This is a genomic window from Paraburkholderia sediminicola (assembly GCF_046030555.1).
GTDB lineage: Bacteria > Pseudomonadota > Gammaproteobacteria > Burkholderiales > Burkholderiaceae > Paraburkholderia > Paraburkholderia sediminicola_E.
The window spans coordinates 122,357-139,251 of sequence record NZ_JAQQCH010000016.1 but is presented as its reverse complement, the minus strand read 5'-3'; the positions used below and the strand labels follow the sequence as shown (position 1 = coordinate 139,251).

The window sequence follows — 16,895 nt, the reverse complement described above, 5'->3', positions numbered from 1 at the left end:
CGGGACGACACCTGGGAAACAACTTTGCAACAGAACCCCTCGATCCTGACGCCTGTGCAGCGCCGCGCCTTCATTTGGCTGGCGATCGCGCTGGGCGTCGGCATTCTGCTCTGGCTACTGAGTCCGGTCCTCACGCCGTTCCTGCTCGGTGCCATTCTCGCGTACATTCTGCAACCGGGCGTCGCGTGGATGGTGCGCCGGCGTGTGCCGCGCGGACTCGCCGCCTTGATGATGATGCTGCTCTTCTCGTTGGTGATAACGCTGCTCGTGCTGCTGGTGCTGGCCGTCATCCAGAAAGAAGGTCCGCAGTTGCGGCAACAGGTGCCCGTTTTCTTTGCGCACGTGAGCGCCTGGCTGCAACCCAAGCTCGCCATGCTGGGCCTCGCCGACTCGCTCGATTTCGCCAGTATCCGCGATCTCGTGATGGGGCAGCTGGAAGGCAGCGCGCAAACCGTCGCGCTGTATGCATGGACCTACATCCGCACCAGCGGCAACGTGATGATGACGGTGGTCGGCAACGCCGTGCTGGTGCCGCTCGTGCTGTTCTATCTGCTGTACGACTGGAACCGCATGCTCGCCCGTATGCAGATCGTGGTGCCGCGCCGCTGGCTCGACAAGACGCTGCAACTCGCGCGCGACATGGACCAGATGCTGTCGCAATACCTCCGCGGCCAGTTGCTCGTGATGGGGGTGCTCGCGGTCTATTATGCAATTGCGCTGACCATCGCCGGCTTCGAGATCGCGCTGCCGGTGGGTATTTTCACGGGCCTTGCGGTGTTCATCCCGTACATCGGTTTTGCAACCGGTCTCGCGTTGGCGCTGCTCGCGGCACTGTTGCAGTTCGGCGACTGGTACGGCTTTGGCGCGGTCGCGTTGATTTACGGCGTCGGCCAGATCGTGGAGAGCTTTTATCTCACGCCGCGCCTCGTCGGCGAACGGATCGGCCTGCACCCGCTCGCGGTAATCTTCGCATTGCTCGCGTTCGGTCAACTGTTCGGCTTTTTCGGCGTGCTGCTGGCGCTGCCGGTCAGCGCCATTCTGTCGGTAGCGATGCGCGAGTTGCGTCAAAGCTATCTGGAAAGCACGCTTTACAACAACTGAGTCACTGACTGCTCATTGACTGTCCATTCACGTTTTAGGGCCCGAAGTCTGGGCCAATTGCGGCCTAGGCCTCATTTTCGGCATTAACCTACTGTGCTTCGTCAACTGACGCTCGATCTCGGCACACCGCCGCCATCGACATTCGACAATTTCTTCGCTGGCGCCAACGCCGAGCTGGTCACGCGGCTGCGCGAGCTCGACAACGCGCTCGCAGCCGGGCCAGTGGCCGATCGCACCTTCTACATCTGGGGCGAAGCCGGCAACGGCCGCACGCATCTGCTGCAGGCGCTGGTTCACGAAGCGCCGCCGGGTCATGCACGCTTTGCCGGCCCACAGAGCAGCCTCGCCGCCTTCACGTTCGACCCGCGCGTCGCGCTGTATGCGATCGACGATTGCGACGGCCTGTCCGCGGCACAGCAGATTGCCGTGTTCAACCTGTTCAACGAAGTGCGCGCGCACCCCACCAGCGCGCTCGTCGCCGCGGGCAATGCGCCGCCGATCGGCATGACGGTGCGCGAAGATCTGCGCACGCGCCTCGGCTGGGGCCTCGTGTTTCACCTCGCGCCGCTGCCGGACGAAGGCAAAGCCGCAGTGCTGAAACACGCGGCGCGCGAGCGCGGCATCATGCTTGCCGACGACGTCCCCGCCTACCTGCTCACGCATTTTCGCCGCGATATGCCGAGCCTGATGGCGTTGCTCGACGCGCTCGACCGCTTCTCGCTCGAACAGAAACGCGCGGTGACGCTGCCGCTCCTGCGCACCATGCTGGCCTCTCCCGACGCCGATGAACGGCGAGCGGCGCCCGCCTCATCCGTGTCGGCCGCCGCTTCATCCACGTGCCCCGACGCCGCTTCAAGTAAAATAGGCCCCCATGGCTAATCTCGCACTCTTCGACCTCGATCACACGCTCATTCCCACCGACAGCGACCACGAATGGGGCCGCTTCATGGTGAAACAAGGCATGGTCGACGCCGAAAATTTCGCCCGTGAAAACGACCGCTTTTTCGCCGACTACAAAGCCGGCAAGCTCGACATTCACGCTTATCTGATCGCCATGCTCACGCCGCTCGCCAAGTACACGCGTGCGCAACTCGCCGATCTTCACGCCCAATACATGCATGAAGTGATCAAACCGGCGATCTTTCCGGTCGCGCTGGAACTGGTCAGGGAGCACCGTGAAGCCGGCGATCTCTGCTGCGTGGTCACGGCGACCAACGAATTCATCACCCGCCCGATCGCTCAGGCGTTCGGCGTCGATGCGCTGATCGCCTGCGAAGCGGAAACCGTCGACGGCCAGCCGCATTCGCCGTACACCGGCCGCCCCACCGGCACGCCGAGCTACAAAGAAGGCAAGATCGTCCGTACCGAGGCGTGGCTGGCATCGCTTGGCAAGACCTGGAGCGACTTCGAGCACAGCTATTTCTATAGCGACTCGCACAACGACATCCCGCTGCTCGAAAAGGTCACCGATCCGATCGCGACCAATCCCGACGACACATTGCGCGCCCATGCGCAGGCCAAAGGCTGGCGCATCCTCGAACTCTTTCAACCCTCGTGATCAAAAAACTTATACGCAAGCTATTCGGCCAGGACTCGGCGCCCGCTGACAACACCACGCCCGCCGAAGCCGAATCAGACGAAGCCGGCGAGGCACCGGCACGCAACGCGTCCAGCGCCAGCAAAGCGCGCCGCAAACCGGCCCGGCCGGCCGCCAAAGCCGTGCGAGACCCCGACGTGCCGGTCATCATTCCGCACGACGTGCATGGCATCGATCCGTCGCTGATCTCCAGGAACGCGATTCGCGTCACCGAGGGTCTGCAGGAGGGGGGGCACCGCGCGTTTATCGTCGGCGGCGCGGTACGCGATCTCCTGCTCGGCATCAAGCCGAAAGACTTCGACGTCGCGACCGACGCTACGCCCGAACAGGTGCAGAAGCTGTTCCGCCGCGCGCGCATCATCGGCCGCCGGTTTCAGATCGTGCATGTGCAGTTCGGCCAGGAAATCATCGAAACCTCGACGTTCCGCGCGCTGGTCGATCCGCCCGCAGCCGACGCCGCGCCGCCGCGCCGCCTGAAGCGCGACGAGCTCGACCGCCGCACGCATGCGGTGGATGCAAGCGGCCGCGTGCTGCGCGACAACGTCTGGGGCGAGCAGCACGAAGACGCCACCCGCCGCGACTTCACGATCAACGCGATGTACTACGATCCGGCCACGCAAACCGTGCTGGACTATCACAACGGCATGGCCGACATGCGCGCGCGTCTGTTGCGCATGATCGGCGACCCGGCCACGCGTTATCGCGAAGACCCGGTGCGCATGCTGCGCGTGGTGCGTTTTGCCGCCAAGCTCGACTTCGAGATCGAAGACACGACCCGTGCACCGATCGCCAACATGGCCGATCTGATCAACAACGTGCCGGCCGCGCGTCTGTTCGACGAGATGCTCAAGCTGATGCTGTCGGGTCACGCGCTCGCCTGTTTGAAACGTCTGCGCCAGGAAGGCCTGCATCATGGCCTGCTACCGCTGCTGGATGTGGTCCTGGAGCAGCCGATCGGCGAGAAATTCATCACGCTCGCGCTGACCAATACGGACTCCCGTGTGCGCGCCGGCAAGCCGGTTTCGCCGGGCTTCCTGTTCGCCACCCTGCTGTGGCACGACGTACAGACGCGCTGGCAACAATTTGAAGCGAAAGGTGAATATCCGGTTCCGGCCCTGCATCGCGCAATGGACGAAGTCCTCGACATGCAAACCGAGAAACTCGCGATCCACAAGCGCTTTTCGTCGGATATGCGCGAGATCTGGGGGCTGCAACTGCGCCTCGAGAAACGCTCGGGAAGAAGCGCGCTAAAGCTGCTGGAACACCAAAGATTTAGAGCGGGGTATGATTTCCTCCTGTTGCGCTGCGAATCGGGCGAACTCGATGAGTCGGTCGGTGCGTGGTGGACGGATTTCATAGAAGGAGACGTCGCTGCGCGTGAGACATTGCTCACGCAAGGCGGGAACGACCGAAGCCCCAGAAAACGACGGCGGCGCAGCAGTGGCGCCAGGACCCGCAAACCGGGCGACGGAATGGAGGGCGGTTCGCCAGAACGCACAGCCAGCGACGTGGGCCATGACGGCCCGCACGAAGACTGACACAGCGTTGGCGGTTACCGTCGAACGATAGTCGCAGGAAGTTATGCCATGACGGTTGCTTATCTCGGCCTCGGCGCGAATCTCGGGGACGCGCGCCAGACCCTGAAAGACGCGGTGGTGTGTCTGGCACAACAGCACACCATCAACGTGCTCGCCAAGTCGAGCCTGTATCGCACCGCCCCGATCAACGCGGGCGGCGACGATTATTTCAACTGCGTCGTGAAGGTCGAAACGACGCTCCCCGCGCGGCATCTGCTCGCGCTGTGCCATAAGATCGAGCATCAGTTCGGCCGCGAGCGGCCGTTTCGCAACGCACCGCGCACGCTCGATCTGGACATTCTGCTCTACGGCGATCAATCGATCGACGAAGCCGATCTGATCGTGCCGCATCCGCGTTTGATTGAACGCGCCTTTGCCCTCGTGCCGCTCGTCGAAATCGACGCAGCGCTGATCATCCCGCAACACGGCCGCGCCGAGGCCTTGCTTGACGGCGTGAGCGATCAGTGCATCGAAAAGGTGAAGGGGCCTTGCCAGTGTCCAATGCTCAATGCATTGACTGCTGACGCCCCTGCCAGAGACAAAGGCCGTTGCGAATGAATTCGCCGCCACTCACCGTCACTGCGCCGCAATTACGGCCGCCTTTCGGCTATCTCGCGATCGAAGGACCGATTGGCGTCGGCAAAACCTCGCTCGCACGGCGGCTCGCACAGCGCTGGTCGATGCAGGAACTGTTCGAACGGCCGCAAGACAATCCCTTTCTCGAACGCTTTTATCGCGACACCGCGCGTTATGCGTTGCCCGCGCAATTGCATTTCGCCTTGCAGCGCGCGCAGCAGGCCCAGGAAGTGGTGGCCGCGCATGTGGCGGGCACATCGCTTATTGCCGATTTCATGACGCAGAAGAACGACATCTTCGCGCGTCTGACGCTGCAGGAAGACGAGTGGCAGTTGTATCGCGCCCTCGCCGCACGACTCGACGTGAGCGCGCCGGCGCCGGATTTCGTGGTCTATCTGCAAGCCAGTCCTGAAGTGCTGTTCGCACGTATCCAGAAGCGCGCCGTGCCAATGGAGTTGCAAATCTCTGATGCGTACCTGCACGCGCTCTGCGACGCCTACAACGAGTTTTTCTATCACTACGACCGCGCGCCCGTGTTGACGGTCAACGCTGAACATCTGAATCCGCTCGACTCGGACGCGGACCTTGCGCTACTCACAGATCGCATCGAAACCATGCGCGGTCGCAAGGAATTCTTTGTCAAAGGCACGTCGATTTAAGCGGCGTGCCCTCTCTTTTTTCCAACGGATTTTCCCCATGACCTATTTGCAGGAAGCGAGCCGGAACGCCATCACCGTGCCGAAACTGCAGGCGATGCGCGACGCCGGCGAAAAGATCGCCATGCTGACCTGTTACGACGCGAGCTTCGCCGCGCTGCTGGATCGTGCGGGCGTCGACGTGCTGCTGATCGGCGACTCGCTCGGCAACGTGCTGCAAGGCCAGACGACCACGCTGCCGGTGTCGCTCACCGACATCGCGTATCACACGGCGTGCGTCGCGCGGGCCAAGCCCTCGGCGCTGGTGGTAGCCGACCTGCCGTTCGGCACGTACGGCACACCGGAGGACGCCTTCAGGAGCTCGGTGGAACTCATGCGTGCCGGCGCACAGATGGTGAAGCTCGAGGGCGGTGAGTGGCTCGCGGACACGGTGCGCTTTCTGGTCGAGCGGTCGATTCCGGTGTGCGCGCACGTCGGCCTGACGCCGCAATCGGTGCATGCGTTCGGCGGCTTCAAGGTGCAGGGCAAGACCGACGCCGGCGCGAGCCAGGTACTGCGCGACGCGCTCGCCGTGCAGAATGCGGGTGCCCAGCTAATCGTGATCGAAGCGATTCCGACGCTGCTCGGGAGTGAAGTCACGAAGCAGTTGCGGATTCCGACGATCGGCATCGGCGCGGGCGTTGATTGCTCGGGTCAGGTGCTGGTGCTGCACGACATGCTGGGGATTTTCCCCGGCAAACGGCCGCGTTTTGTTAAGGATTTCATGCAAGGGCAGCCGAACATTCAGGCTGCCGTGGAAGCGTATGTGCGCGCCGTGAAGGACGGCTCGTTCCCTGGTCCGGAGCATACGTTCTGAACGTGTGGTCTGATAGCGGACTACGTTGAGCGGGCGCGGTTGCGCCTGTTTGGGAGCCGTCTGATGTCGGCTGAAAACCTGGTCATCTATCTTCGTCTACCCATTAACGCGGCTTAGCCGCGAGCCGAAGAGAGATGACCATGAGCCCCTTTTGCCTGATCGACGTAGCGGGAATTCGCGACCACGCCACCGCACCGCATGTCGTGCGGAAATCGATATGGCAAGCACGCCTGTCCGGATGGATGGCCCGCTTGCTGCGCGTTCCCTACGGTTGATCTACTGCTGCGGCATGTAACGCTCAAGGCCGGCTGTGTAGACGTGTTCCGCTTTGGCTTTGGCTTTGGCTTTGGCTTTGGCTTTGGCTTAGTCCAGCACGTGCGCCTGTACCGCGCCTCGCAGTGCGTTGCACACCAGCAGCGCTTCGGCATTCAGCACATCGACGCTTGTCAGCACGCGTTCAGTCGCCTGAAGGCCGGCATCCTCCAGAAGCACACCTCGCATGATCCCGGGCAGCACGCCTGACTTTAACGGCGGCGTCCACCACTGTCCCGCCAGCTTCACAAATACGTTCGACCGGCCACCTTCGGTCAACTCGCCGCGCGCGTTAAAGAACAGTGTGTCGAAAGCACCCTTCGCTTCCGCTTCGCGCCAGCCGCGATCATATTCGGCGCGGCGGGTGGTTTTGTGACGCAGCAGCAGATCGTTGGCGTCCATCGCGGGGAACGCGTGGTACGGCCCGAGCAGCACGCCGACGGTCGAGTCGGGCAGCGGCGTCAGCATTGCCGTGGTTATTTGCACCGTGCCGTTTTTGCTTAACGCGAGGCGCATACGGTGTGGCGTTTGCGCTGCCAACGCCGCACATTTCTCCGCGATTTGCGCGCGAATTTCGTTTTCATCGTCGAGCTTGAAACCCAGCGTCGCGGCGCTCTCCGAGAGTCGTGCGAGATGGCGCGACAGATGGCGCACGCCCTCTTCCCGCGTCGCATACATCGTTTCGAAGAGCTCGAAACCCGGCTCGGCGCCGGTCAGAAAGCTGGCCTTCAATTGGCACTCCGCATATTCGTCGGCGGCGACGCTGTCGAGCACGATGCCCGCGCCGACGCCCATCTTGCCTTGTAGTTCGCCCATCTGCATCGCCGGGCTTAACGTCAACGTGCGGATCGCAACGGATAGGCAAAAGTCGCCGCAGGTGTTTTCGTTTGTGGTCGCGGAGGGGGTATCGGCAGCGGCGGTCGTGGTGGCCGCCGTGGCTCCTGCGGTGGCAGTGGCCCCGGCGGCAGCGACAGTGGGGGCGGGGGTGATAGCCGCACCGCAAGCAGCCGTGGGATAGGCTAAGACACCCGGGGCGCCAGAAGCAGCAGCGACATCGGCAGCAATCGCAGGGGCGTCGAGCCAACCGATCGCGCCGGTATAGAGACCGCGCGGCGTGCTTTCGAGTTCGTCGATCAATTGCATCGTGCGATGCTTCGGCGCGCCGGTGATCGATCCGCATGGAAACAACGCGCGCATGATCTGGGCGAAAGATGTGCCGGCGCGCAGCGTCGAATGCACCGTCGACGTCATCTGCCAAACCGACGCATACGGCTCGACCGAAAACAGCGCCGGTACATTCACCGAGCCCGTCTGCGCCACACGCGACAGATCGTTGCGCAGCAGGTCGACGATCATCACGTTTTCGGCACGATTCTTCGGGTCGTTTGCAAGGAATTCGGCGGCGTGCCGATCGGCCACGGGATCGGCTGATCGCGGCGCCGTGCCTTTCATCGGCCGGGCGCGCAACATGACGCCGTCCTTCTCGATGAACAGCTCCGGCGAGCATGACAGCACCCAGTTGCCGCCCGATAGCGCGATCAGCGCACCGTACGGAACCGGCTGACGCGCGCGCAGGCGCCGATAAAGCGCGGTCGGCGAGCCGAATACATCGAAACCAAGTCGGTACGTGTAGTTGACCTGATAAGAATCGCCCACATGCAGGGCGGCATGGATCGCATCGATCGCTTCGTTGAATTGCCTGGGGTCGACGCTCGCGCGTACGTTCGCCGTGCCCGCCACCGACGCCTCGGCCGCGCCGCCGTCGCGTCCCATGAGCCACGCGTCCACGCCGTCGCGTGACAGTTTCTCGCAACGTTCAAACAATAAAAAACGCAGCGTGGCATCGCCACGCTGCGTTTCTTTCAATGCCCGGTGAGCAAGGCCGCCGTCGAGAAGATGCCGGCCAAACTCATAGTCGGCGAGCACGACGGCATGCAAACCACGCTGTGTGTCCGCGACTACGGTCTCGCACACGGTTTCGAGTTGCGCGGCGTCCGCGCAAACCCGTTCATGCACAAAACCCGTGTACAGACGACTCGAACGGCGCGCCGCCGTCGCGTCGCAATCGTCGAGCAACGCGAAAACTGCGTCGCGCTCATCTGCCGTCATGCTTACCGCCAAATCAAACTGCTATTAATCGAAGAAGCTCTTCACCCGATCAAACCAGCTCTTGCTTTGCGGGCTATGCCGCGCGCCGCCTTCCACCAGCGCCTTCTCGAATTGCTGAAGCAACTCGCGCTGCGGCTCGGTGAGCTTGACCGGTGTTTCGACTTGCACATGCACGTACAGATCGCCGGCAATGCTGGAACGCAGCCCCTTGATACCCTTGCCACGCAGACGGAACGTTTTGCCCGACTGCGTGCCTTCCGGCACCGTGAAGCTCGCGCGACCCGCGAGGGTCGGCACTTCGATTTCGCCGCCGAGTGCCGCCGTGGTGAACGGAATCGGCATCTGACAATGAAGGTCGTCGCCGTCGCGTTCGAACACCGAGTGTTGCTTGATGTGAATCTCGACGTACAGATCGCCCGACGGACCGCCGTTGATCCCCGGCTCACCGTTGCCGGCCGAACGGATACGCATGCCATCGTCGATACCTGCCGGGATCTTCACTTCCAGCGTCTTGGTTTCCTTCACCTTGCCCGCGCCGTGGCAATGGCCGCACGGTTCGGGGATGTAGGTGCCGGTGCCATGACACTTCGGGCAGGTCTGCTGGATGCTGAAGAAGCCTTGCGACATCCGCACCGAACCCGAACCGCTACAGGTCGGGCAGGTTTCCGGCTTGGTGCCGGGCTTCGCGCCCGAACCGTGACAGATTTCACACGACACCCAGCTCGGCACGCGAATCTGCGTGTCGTAGCCGTGCGCGGCCTGTTCCAACGTGATTTCCATGCTGTAGCGCAGATCGGCGCCGCGATACACTTGCGGGCCGGCACGGCCTGCGCCGCCGCGTGCTGCACCACCGGCAGCCTGGCCGAAGATGTCGCCGAAAATATCGCCGAACGCATCGGCAAAACCGCCGAAGCCTTGCGCACCGGCTCCGCCCATGTTCGGATCGACACCCGCGTGGCCGTACTGATCGTACGCAGCACGCTTTTGCGAGTCCGACAGCATTTCATAGGCTTCCTTCACCTCTTTGAAATGCTCTTCCGCATCCTTGTTGCCCGGATTACGGTCGGGGTGATGCTTCATCGCAAGCTTGCGATAAGCCTTCTTGATTTCGTCGTCGCTCGCGTTCTTTGCGACGCCCAGAACCTCGTAGTAATCCCGTTTCGCCATATCGGTTCAACGCCACTCGCGCAATGGGGCGCGGTGGCTCCTCTTGAATGCTGGAGTCTTGCGACTCGTCCGGCCGCTGTTCACACCGTTTTGACGCGGTTCAAACAACGCCCTCCATAAAACAAATGTGCCCGGAGAGCCCAAAAAGGCTCACCAGGCGCGATAACCGCTTTGCAGGTTCATGCACCCGGACGGGAGCAAACCGTTTTGCAGCCAGGCCGCGCACATCGCTGTGCGCGGCTTTACGGTCAAATTGCGACCCGGCTTTAGTCTTTCTTCACTTCCTTGAAATCAGCGTCGACCACGTCGTCCTGCTGCTGGCTCGCACCACCCGCCGATGCACCCGCACCGGCCGCGCCCGCGGCCGCTGCTTCGGCACCTTGCGCAGCTTGCATGTCGGCGTACATCTTCTCGCCCATCTTCTGCGAGGCCGTGGCCACCACTTCGATCTTGGCTTCGATCGCCGCCTTGTCGCTCGAACCGCTCTTCAGCGTTTCTTCAAGGTCCTTCAGCGCGGTTTCGATCGCTTCCTTCTCGCTGGCGTCCAGCTTGTCGCCGTATTCGGTGAGCGCCTTCTTCGTGCTGTGGACCAGCGCGTCGCCCTGGTTGCGAGCATCGGCCAACTCACGCAGCTTGTGATCTTCTTCCGCGTTCGCTTCGGCGTCCTTCACCATCTTTTCGATTTCGGCTTCGGACAGACCCGAGTTCGCCTTGATCGTGATGCGGTTTTCCTTGCCGGTCGCCTTGTCTTTCGCGCCGACGTGCAGAATACCGTTCGCGTCGATGTCGAAGCTCACTTCGATCTGCGGCGTGCCGCGCGGTGCCGGCGGAATGCCCTCGAGGTTGAACTCGCCCAGCAGCTTGTTGCCCGCTGCCATTTCGCGCTCGCCCTGGAACACCTTGATCGTCACGGCGCCCTGATTGTCATCAGCCGTCGAGTAGACCTGTGCGTGCTTGGTCGGGATCGTGGTGTTCTTGTTGATCATCTTCGTCATCACACCGCCGAGCGTTTCGATGCCAAGCGACAGCGGGGTCACGTCGAGCAGCAGAACGTCCGTACGGTCGCCCGACAGAACCTGACCTTGAATCGCGGCGCCAACAGCCACCGCTTCGTCCGGGTTCACGTCACGGCGCGGATCCTTGCCGAAGAATTCCTTAACCTTTTCCTGCACCTTCGGCATGCGGGTCATACCGCCGACCAGAATCACGTCGTCGATTTCGCCAACCTTCACGCCTGCGTCCTTGATCGCCGTGCGGCACGGTTCGATCGTGCGGTCGATCAGTTCCTCAACCAGCGCTTCCAGCTTGGCGCGCGTGATCTTCAGGTTCAAGTGCTTCGGACCCGACGCGTCGGCCGTGATGTACGGCAGGTTGATTTCGGTTTGCTGGCTCGACGACAGTTCGATTTTCGCCTTTTCAGCCGATTCCTTCAGGCGTTGCAGCGCGAGCACGTCTTTCGACAGGTCGACGCCTTGTTCCTTCTTGAACTCGCCGATGATGTAATCGATGATGCGCTGGTCGAAGTCTTCACCGCCGAGGAACGTGTCGCCGTTCGTGGACAGCACTTCGAACTGCATTTCACCGTCAACGTCAGCGATTTCGATGATCGACACGTCGAACGTACCGCCGCCCAGGTCATACACCGCGATCTTGCGGTCGCCCTTTTCGGCCTTGTCCAGACCGAAAGCCAGAGCGGCTGCGGTCGGTTCGTTGATGATCCGCTTTACTTCCAGACCGGCGATGCGGCCTGCGTCTTTGGTGGCCTGGCGCTGGCTGTCGTTGAAGTACGCGGGAACCGTAATCACCGCTTCCGTGACCGGTTCGCCGAGGTAGTCTTCAGCGGTCTTCTTCATCTTGCGCAGCACTTCCGCCGAGATTTGCGGCGGAGCCAGCTTGTCGTCGCGCACCTGGACCCATGCGTCGCCGTTGTCAGCCTTCATGATCTTGTACGGCATCAGGCCGATGTCTTTCTGCACTTCTTTTTCTTCGAAGCGGCGGCCGATCAGGCGCTTGACGGCGTACAGCGTGTTACGCGGGTTCGTGACCGACTGACGCTTAGCCGGCGCGCCGACGAGAATCTCGCCGTCTTCCATGTAAGCGATGATCGACGGCGTGGTGCGCGCACCTTCCGAGTTCTCGATCACTTTGACCGAATTACCTTCCATGATCGCCACGCACGAATTGGTCGTGCCGAGGTCGATACCGATGATTTTGCCCATTTTTACTAATCTCCTGACTTTGATCGCTGCGGGAATCGCCGTTTTTTGCCCATCTGGCGGTACGGCGATCCGCTCTCAATTCCTACCTGCACTCAACATAAGTGCGTCCGCATCGTTTTCAAGACCTCTTTTACGATGCGGTCTTTAATTTTTTTCAATCGGCCGAACTTTTGCCGCTTTTTTCACCATTTGTCGCGCTGCCGGCCGCATTGGCCGCCCGGATCTTTTCCCGCGCGGCTGCGACCGCCGCCTCGAACTGCCCAAGCCCGTGCCAGCCGGTTGCCCGGCCGAGCCGTTTGCCTCGGTAAAAGAAGAACCAGGTGGGCACGCCGTGAAGCATGAAACGCCTGCCCAGTTCGCGATGCTCGTAGACGTTGCTGTGAAACCATCTGAGACCGAGCGCACGAATCGCGTCCGGCTGAGCCAGCATCGCTTTCTTGGCGATCTCGCAGTTGAAGCAGTCGAGACCCCAGAAAAACACCACGGCCAGCTCATCACCGGCTTCGGCGAGCCCCGCGTCGAATGACTCGGGGCTGAGCTCCTGCATGCCAAAGGCGGTGAACGCCGTGGCGTCGACGGGAATGTTGGCCATGACGGTGCCTGTCAGGCGGAACGGCAATAAGCGGCTGTGATGCCTACTTCGGTGCCGCGACGGTCACAAGGGCCGGACGCAGTACGCGGTCGGCGATCACGAAGCCTTTTTGCAGCACAGCAACGACGGTGTTCGGTTCCTGATCGGCCGGCACCATCGAAATAGCCTGGTGACGGTGCGGGTCGAACTTCTCGCCAACCGGATTCAGGGCGACGACACGGCCCTTCTCCAGCGCGCCGCTAAGCTGGCGCAGCGTGAGTTCGACGCCTTCCCGCACTTTCTGCAGGTCGTCGGAAGAGTGGGCAACCGCTGCTTCGAGGCTGTCGACCACCGGCAGCAAATGCTCAGCGAAGCTTTCGATCGCGAACTTGTGGGCCTTGGTGACATCTTCCTGGGCGCGGCGGCGCACGTTCTCAGTCTCAGCCTTTGCCCGCAGGAAGCTTTCCTGCAGCTCGACGATTTTCGCCTCTGCTTCGGCCAATGCGGCTTCCGCACCGGTTGCCGGTGCTTCAGGAGCGTTTGCAGCCGCGTCCTGCTGGGATCCTGCGGCCTCGGCGGCCTGGCGCGCGGTTTCGTCGGCGGGGGTGGGATTCTGGCTCGTCGGGTTCTCTTGCGTGTTTTCCATGTCGCTAAAAGTCGTTAAAAAGTTAAAGCTAACGGTGGCGGGAACGCCTCAAAAATTGTCGCAATTGGTGCGTTGCAAAATAGCGACAGACAACTTGATGCGTTAACGCGTATCGAAACGGCAGATGGGGCCGGAAACACCCGATTCAAGCGCCTCTCCCGGAACTTTTCGCACCACGAGCGTGCGGCAGAAATGCCCGGTTACAACCATTATTGCGCCGCAATCAGATTGAGATTGAGTGCGCCCGGCAAGTGGCCTATGCTCCATTAAAGCATCGGAAAAGACGCGTTAACCCTAAGCTGACGTATACCTTTCCGATATTTTGCAATTCCACCTGATTAGCCTGTTTCCATCCTGAATCTTCCCAAGGGGAGTACCGTGAAACTGACCTTTGCAATATCGGTGGTCGCATTGGTACTGATCGCGGGCACCACGACCATCTGCATGTCCGGGGCCGTCAACGATCACACCACCGAGTACGGCGGTGTGCACGCGACGATGGAACAACTGTTCAATCCCCACCTGAAAGTTTGTCGATAGTGCGCCGGTCGCGCTTGGTCGGCCTGCCGTGTAAAGCGGCGGCCGGTTCGCGGTACGTCTTGCGCCGCTCCTGTTCGACCTGCCGCTTCAGCTTGCTCTCCTCGGTTTCCGCATAAAGCGTCTGCGCGATGCTGGCTGGGCCACGCACGTCGCAAACGCCCAGCACTTCCACGTGCCACACAATCCGCTCAATCTCGATCTCGACCAGATCGCCGACGCGCACATCTTTGGCCGGCTTGACGCTCGCGCCGCCGATCCGCACATGCCCTTTGTCGACGGCATCCGCCGCCAGCGAGCGGGTCTTGAAGAAGCGCGCCGCCCACAGCCATTTGTCGATGCGCAGTTTCGCGCCCGGTTCAGTTGAAATCCTGTAATTCATGAGCCTGCTCAAGCCCCGCTCGTATGCGGCACCGGCACCGCTTGCACGGGCCAGCCCTGCAGATTCTGCGCGACGATTTCGCCTAGCGCGGCGATCCACGCGTGCGAAGCGTTCACGCAGGGAATCCGATGAAACTCCTTGCCGCCCGCCCGCAGGAAGTCGTCGCGCACTTCCATGCCGATTTCTTCAATCGTTTCAAGGCAATCGGCGGTAAAGCCCGGACAGAACACGTCGGCACGCCGCACGCCAGCCGAGCCCAATTCCTTCAGCGTGGGGGCGGTATACGGCTGCAGCCACTCGGCCTTGCCGAACCGCGACTGAAACGTGATGCGGCATTCCACCTGCGTCAACCCCAGCGCCTGCATCAACAACGCGCCGGTCTGCTGGCATTGCTCGTGGTATGGATCGCCGAGATCCATCGTGCGCTTGGGCACCCCGTGAAAGCTCAGTACCAGCTTGTCGCCCGCCGCGAAGACCGGTCTGCCGTACTGATGCCAGTACTGGTGCACCTGCGCGGCGAGCGCGGCGATATACGCCGGATGATCGGCATACTGGCGCACCGTGCGGATTTCCGGCTGATTGCGCATGCGCTTGAGGGCCGAAAAGGCGTCGTCGAACGCCGTGGCCGTGGTCGACGACGAGTATTGCGGGTACATGGGCACCAGCAGCACGCGCTCGGCGCCGGCCAGCTTCAGCTGGTTCAGCATGGCCGGAATACCGGGCGTGCCGTAGCGCATGGCGTAGTCGACCAGCACCGTGTAGTCGTTCAATTGCAACAGATGGCGCAAACCCTCCACCTGCTTCTCCGTGAAAACTCGCAGCGGCGAACCTTCCGGCATCCACACGGCCGCGTATTTCTTCGCGGACGAACGGCTCCGGGACGGCAAAATCAACAAGCGCAGAATCACCTGCCAGAGCAGCGCCGGAATTTCGACCACGCGAGGATCGGACAGGAACTGCGCAAGATAGCGACGGACCGCGCGCGGCGTCGGCGCGTCAGGCGTGCCGAGATTGATCAGCAACACGGCGACACGATGTGACGTGGCGTTCTGCGATGGCCGCTCGAGGTCGAAGCGCATAGGCAGCAGGGATAACCGCCTTAGGCGGAAAGTCGGTTCAGGTGGGATTCATTATAGCGGCGCAGTCCATTGCGAGGTCCGCCAGGGACCCCTGGCCATTCGGCCAATTGGCAAGCGGCGCGCCGTCGCGCATCATTTGCAGCACGCGGTGTCACAGCTTGGAGATACCGCTGGCTATTGCTGGTTACTGCTGGTTACTGCTGAGCGTCAGGGAAAGCAGCCGCGCGGTGATGTCCACAATTGGAATCACGCGGTTGTAGGCCATGCGGGTCGGCCCGATCACGCCGAGCGTGCCGACGATCTTGCCGTTCACCTCATAAGGTGCGGTCACCACGCTCATTTCCTCGATCGGCACGAGATTCGACTCGCCGCCGATGAAAATCTGCACGCCCGCGGCGTGACTCGACACGTCGAGCAACTGAAGGAGACTGGTCTTTTGGTCGAACACATCGAACAGCTTGCGCAAGCGCGCCATGTCCGACGAAAGGTCGGCGACTTCGAGCAGGTTGCGCTCGCCGGAAATCAGCACGGTCTCGCCGGTGTCGGATTCGTCCGTGCTGGCCGTGACCGCGGCATGCATCAGCGTGGTCATGTCGCCGCGCAGCTCGTCGATTTCTTCACGCAGGCGGCGGCGCACGTCGTCGAAAGAGAGACCCGCGAAGTGCGCGTTGATGTAATTGGAGGCTTCCACCAGCTGCGACGGCGAAAAGTCGCGCTGGGTCGCCATGATGCGGTTCTGTACGTCGCCCTCGGGCGTCACGATGATCAGCAGGATGCGCTTGTCCGACAGGCGCATGAACTCGATCTGCTTGAACACGTGGCTGCGGCGCGGCGTGAGCACGACACCGGCGAACTGCGACAGATTGGACAGCACGCTGGCTGCCGCGGCGACGACTTTCTGCGGGTCGCCCGCCTGCAGCGTGGTCTTGACGATGCGCATCACCGCTTCTTCGTCCGCGGCGGATTCCACCGTCAGCATGGTATCGACGAACAGGCGGTAGCCGCGCGGTGTCGGAATCCGACCCGCTGAAGTATGCGGACTGATCACGAGCCCCAGGTCCTCGAGATCGGACATCACGTTGCGGATCGTTGCCGGACTCAGTTCGAGACCGGAATAGCGCGACAACGTGCGCGAGCCGACCGGCTGACCTTCGGCGATGTAGCGCTCGATCAGCGTTTTGAGGAGGGTTTGTGCGCGAGGATCTAGCATGACGGAAAATTTTAGCTCAATGATGCAACTACAGCGATCGCTAACGTCGCCGACCCCAGACTGTCGTGCTACCGGTTGGCGGGGCGGCGCCTGGTATTCTGTGCGGCGCCTTGACCGGCGCTGTGTCCAGCATGCTTGCAGGCACCTCGTCCAGACCCAGGCCCGGCGCCTCGCCAGCCGCCCGTTCCACGAGTCCGCTCGCCGCACACCGCCGGACTATAACCGGCGCGGATGTCATCAAAGCTTCACCATTCTAACGATAATCGCCCAATGCGCTGAGAGCCCGTCTGCGCAGGCCCG

General features: G+C 62.0%; 16 protein-coding genes. 8 read left to right on the top strand and 8 right to left on the bottom strand.

What is annotated here, in order from left to right:
* The first annotated feature begins 24 nt into the window (after window positions 1–24).
* The 7 genes from PQQ52_RS22655 (at window position 25) to panB (ending at window position 6,363) form a co-directional block, all read left to right on the top strand.
* Window positions 25–1,101, top strand: a complete 1,077-nt coding sequence (locus PQQ52_RS22655; protein WP_408216111.1) for an AI-2E family transporter — start codon at window positions 25–27, stop codon at window positions 1,099–1,101.
* Window positions 1,102–1,194: 93 nt separating this feature from the next.
* Window positions 1,195–1,980 carry a DnaA regulatory inactivator Hda gene (gene hda, locus PQQ52_RS22650; RefSeq protein ID WP_408216108.1) on the top strand — a complete coding sequence of 262 codons (786 nt, stop codon included), beginning with the start codon at window positions 1,195–1,197 and terminating at the stop codon, window positions 1,978–1,980.
* Window positions 1,973–2,659 carry a histidinol-phosphatase gene (locus PQQ52_RS22645; protein ID WP_097391368.1) on the top strand — a complete coding sequence of 229 codons (687 nt, stop codon included), beginning with the start codon at window positions 1,973–1,975 and terminating at the stop codon, window positions 2,657–2,659. Before hda ends, PQQ52_RS22645 begins: the two co-directional genes overlap by 8 nt.
* Complete coding sequence (pcnB, locus tag PQQ52_RS22640; RefSeq protein WP_408216105.1) at window positions 2,656–4,236, top strand: polynucleotide adenylyltransferase PcnB; 1,581 nt, start codon at window positions 2,656–2,658, stop codon at window positions 4,234–4,236. Before PQQ52_RS22645 ends, pcnB begins: the two co-directional genes overlap by 4 nt.
* A gap of 48 nt (window positions 4,237–4,284) precedes the next feature.
* Window positions 4,285–4,833, top strand: coding sequence for a 2-amino-4-hydroxy-6-hydroxymethyldihydropteridine diphosphokinase (gene folK / locus PQQ52_RS22635; protein ID WP_408216102.1), 549 nt, complete (start codon window positions 4,285–4,287; stop codon window positions 4,831–4,833).
* On the top strand, window positions 4,830–5,510 hold the full coding sequence (locus PQQ52_RS22630) for a deoxynucleoside kinase (RefSeq protein ID WP_408216099.1): 681 nt from the start codon (window positions 4,830–4,832) through the stop codon (window positions 5,508–5,510). The genes folK and PQQ52_RS22630 overlap by 4 nt, the downstream gene beginning before the upstream one ends.
* Window positions 5,511–5,547: 37 nt before the next feature.
* Complete coding sequence (gene panB / locus PQQ52_RS22625; protein ID WP_408216096.1) at window positions 5,548–6,363, top strand: 3-methyl-2-oxobutanoate hydroxymethyltransferase; 816 nt, start codon at window positions 5,548–5,550, stop codon at window positions 6,361–6,363.
* 363 nt (window positions 6,364–6,726) lie between these two features.
* On the opposite strand, the gene PQQ52_RS22620 is transcribed toward panB, so the two are convergent.
* The 5 genes from PQQ52_RS22620 to grpE form a co-directional block, all read right to left on the bottom strand.
* Window positions 6,727–8,784 (bottom strand): chorismate-binding protein, encoded by a 2,058-nt coding sequence (locus PQQ52_RS22620; RefSeq protein ID WP_408216093.1) that lies wholly within the window; start codon window positions 8,782–8,784, stop codon window positions 6,727–6,729.
* A 24-nt stretch (window positions 8,785–8,808) separates the two neighbouring features.
* On the bottom strand, window positions 8,809–9,951 hold the full coding sequence (dnaJ, locus tag PQQ52_RS22615; protein WP_097391362.1) for a molecular chaperone DnaJ: 1,143 nt from the start codon (window positions 9,949–9,951) through the stop codon (window positions 8,809–8,811).
* Window positions 9,952–10,217: 266 nt separating this feature from the next.
* Window positions 10,218–12,170, bottom strand: coding sequence for a molecular chaperone DnaK (gene dnaK / locus PQQ52_RS22610; protein ID WP_408216089.1), 1,953 nt, complete (start codon window positions 12,168–12,170; stop codon window positions 10,218–10,220).
* A gap of 154 nt (window positions 12,171–12,324) precedes the next feature.
* Window positions 12,325–12,762 carry a thioredoxin family protein gene (locus tag PQQ52_RS22605; RefSeq protein ID WP_408216086.1) on the bottom strand — a complete coding sequence of 146 codons (438 nt, stop codon included), beginning with the start codon at window positions 12,760–12,762 and terminating at the stop codon, window positions 12,325–12,327.
* 43 nt (window positions 12,763–12,805) lie between these two features.
* Window positions 12,806–13,387, bottom strand: coding sequence for a nucleotide exchange factor GrpE (gene grpE, locus PQQ52_RS22600; protein ID WP_408216083.1), 582 nt, complete (start codon window positions 13,385–13,387; stop codon window positions 12,806–12,808).
* A 378-nt stretch (window positions 13,388–13,765) separates the two neighbouring features.
* On the opposite strand from grpE, the gene PQQ52_RS22595 reads away from it, so the two are divergent.
* Complete coding sequence (locus PQQ52_RS22595) at window positions 13,766–13,927, top strand: hypothetical protein (RefSeq protein WP_012431795.1); 162 nt, start codon at window positions 13,766–13,768, stop codon at window positions 13,925–13,927.
* On the opposite strand, the gene PQQ52_RS22590 is transcribed toward PQQ52_RS22595, so the two are convergent.
* The 3 genes from PQQ52_RS22590 to hrcA form a co-directional block, all read right to left on the bottom strand.
* The gene (locus PQQ52_RS22590; RefSeq protein WP_408216080.1) at window positions 13,899–14,306 is read right to left on the bottom strand and encodes an RNA-binding S4 domain-containing protein; all 408 of its coding nucleotides are present in this window, start codon (window positions 14,304–14,306) and stop codon (window positions 13,899–13,901) included. The two genes, PQQ52_RS22595 and PQQ52_RS22590, sit on opposite strands and share 29 nt — an antisense overlap.
* A gap of 8 nt (window positions 14,307–14,314) precedes the next feature.
* Window positions 14,315–15,385, bottom strand: coding sequence for a ferrochelatase (gene hemH / locus PQQ52_RS22585; protein ID WP_408216077.1), 1,071 nt, complete (start codon window positions 15,383–15,385; stop codon window positions 14,315–14,317).
* A 184-nt stretch (window positions 15,386–15,569) separates the two neighbouring features.
* Window positions 15,570–16,595, bottom strand: coding sequence for a heat-inducible transcriptional repressor HrcA (gene hrcA, locus PQQ52_RS22580; protein WP_408216074.1), 1,026 nt, complete (start codon window positions 16,593–16,595; stop codon window positions 15,570–15,572).
* Window positions 16,596–16,895 lie beyond the last annotated feature (300 nt).

Bases quoted from the DNA above. Each gene is read 5' to 3' on its own strand.
- PQQ52_RS22645 (WP_097391368.1), top strand. From the start codon at position 1,973: ATGGCTAATCTCGCACTCTTCGACCTCGATCACACGCTCATTCCCACC.
- folK (WP_408216102.1), top strand. From the start codon at position 4,285: ATGACGGTTGCTTATCTCGGCCTCGGCGCGAATCTCGGGGACGCGCGC.
- PQQ52_RS22630 (WP_408216099.1), top strand. From the start codon at position 4,830: ATGAATTCGCCGCCACTCACCGTCACTGCGCCGCAATTACGGCCGCCT.
- panB (WP_408216096.1), top strand. From the start codon at position 5,548: ATGACCTATTTGCAGGAAGCGAGCCGGAACGCCATCACCGTGCCGAAA.
- PQQ52_RS22620 (WP_408216093.1), bottom strand. From the start codon at position 8,784: ATGACGGCAGATGAGCGCGACGCAGTTTTCGCGTTGCTCGACGATTGC.
- dnaJ (WP_097391362.1), bottom strand. From the start codon at position 9,951: ATGGCGAAACGGGATTACTACGAGGTTCTGGGCGTCGCAAAGAACGCG.
- dnaK (WP_408216089.1), bottom strand. From the start codon at position 12,170: ATGGGCAAAATCATCGGTATCGACCTCGGCACGACCAATTCGTGCGTG.
- PQQ52_RS22605 (WP_408216086.1), bottom strand. From the start codon at position 12,762: ATGGCCAACATTCCCGTCGACGCCACGGCGTTCACCGCCTTTGGCATG.
- grpE (WP_408216083.1), bottom strand. From the start codon at position 13,387: ATGGAAAACACGCAAGAGAACCCGACGAGCCAGAATCCCACCCCCGCC.
- PQQ52_RS22590 (WP_408216080.1), bottom strand. From the start codon at position 14,306: ATGAATTACAGGATTTCAACTGAACCGGGCGCGAAACTGCGCATCGAC.
- hemH (WP_408216077.1), bottom strand. From the start codon at position 15,385: ATGCGCTTCGACCTCGAGCGGCCATCGCAGAACGCCACGTCACATCGT.
- hrcA (WP_408216074.1), bottom strand. From the start codon at position 16,595: ATGCTAGATCCTCGCGCACAAACCCTCCTCAAAACGCTGATCGAGCGC.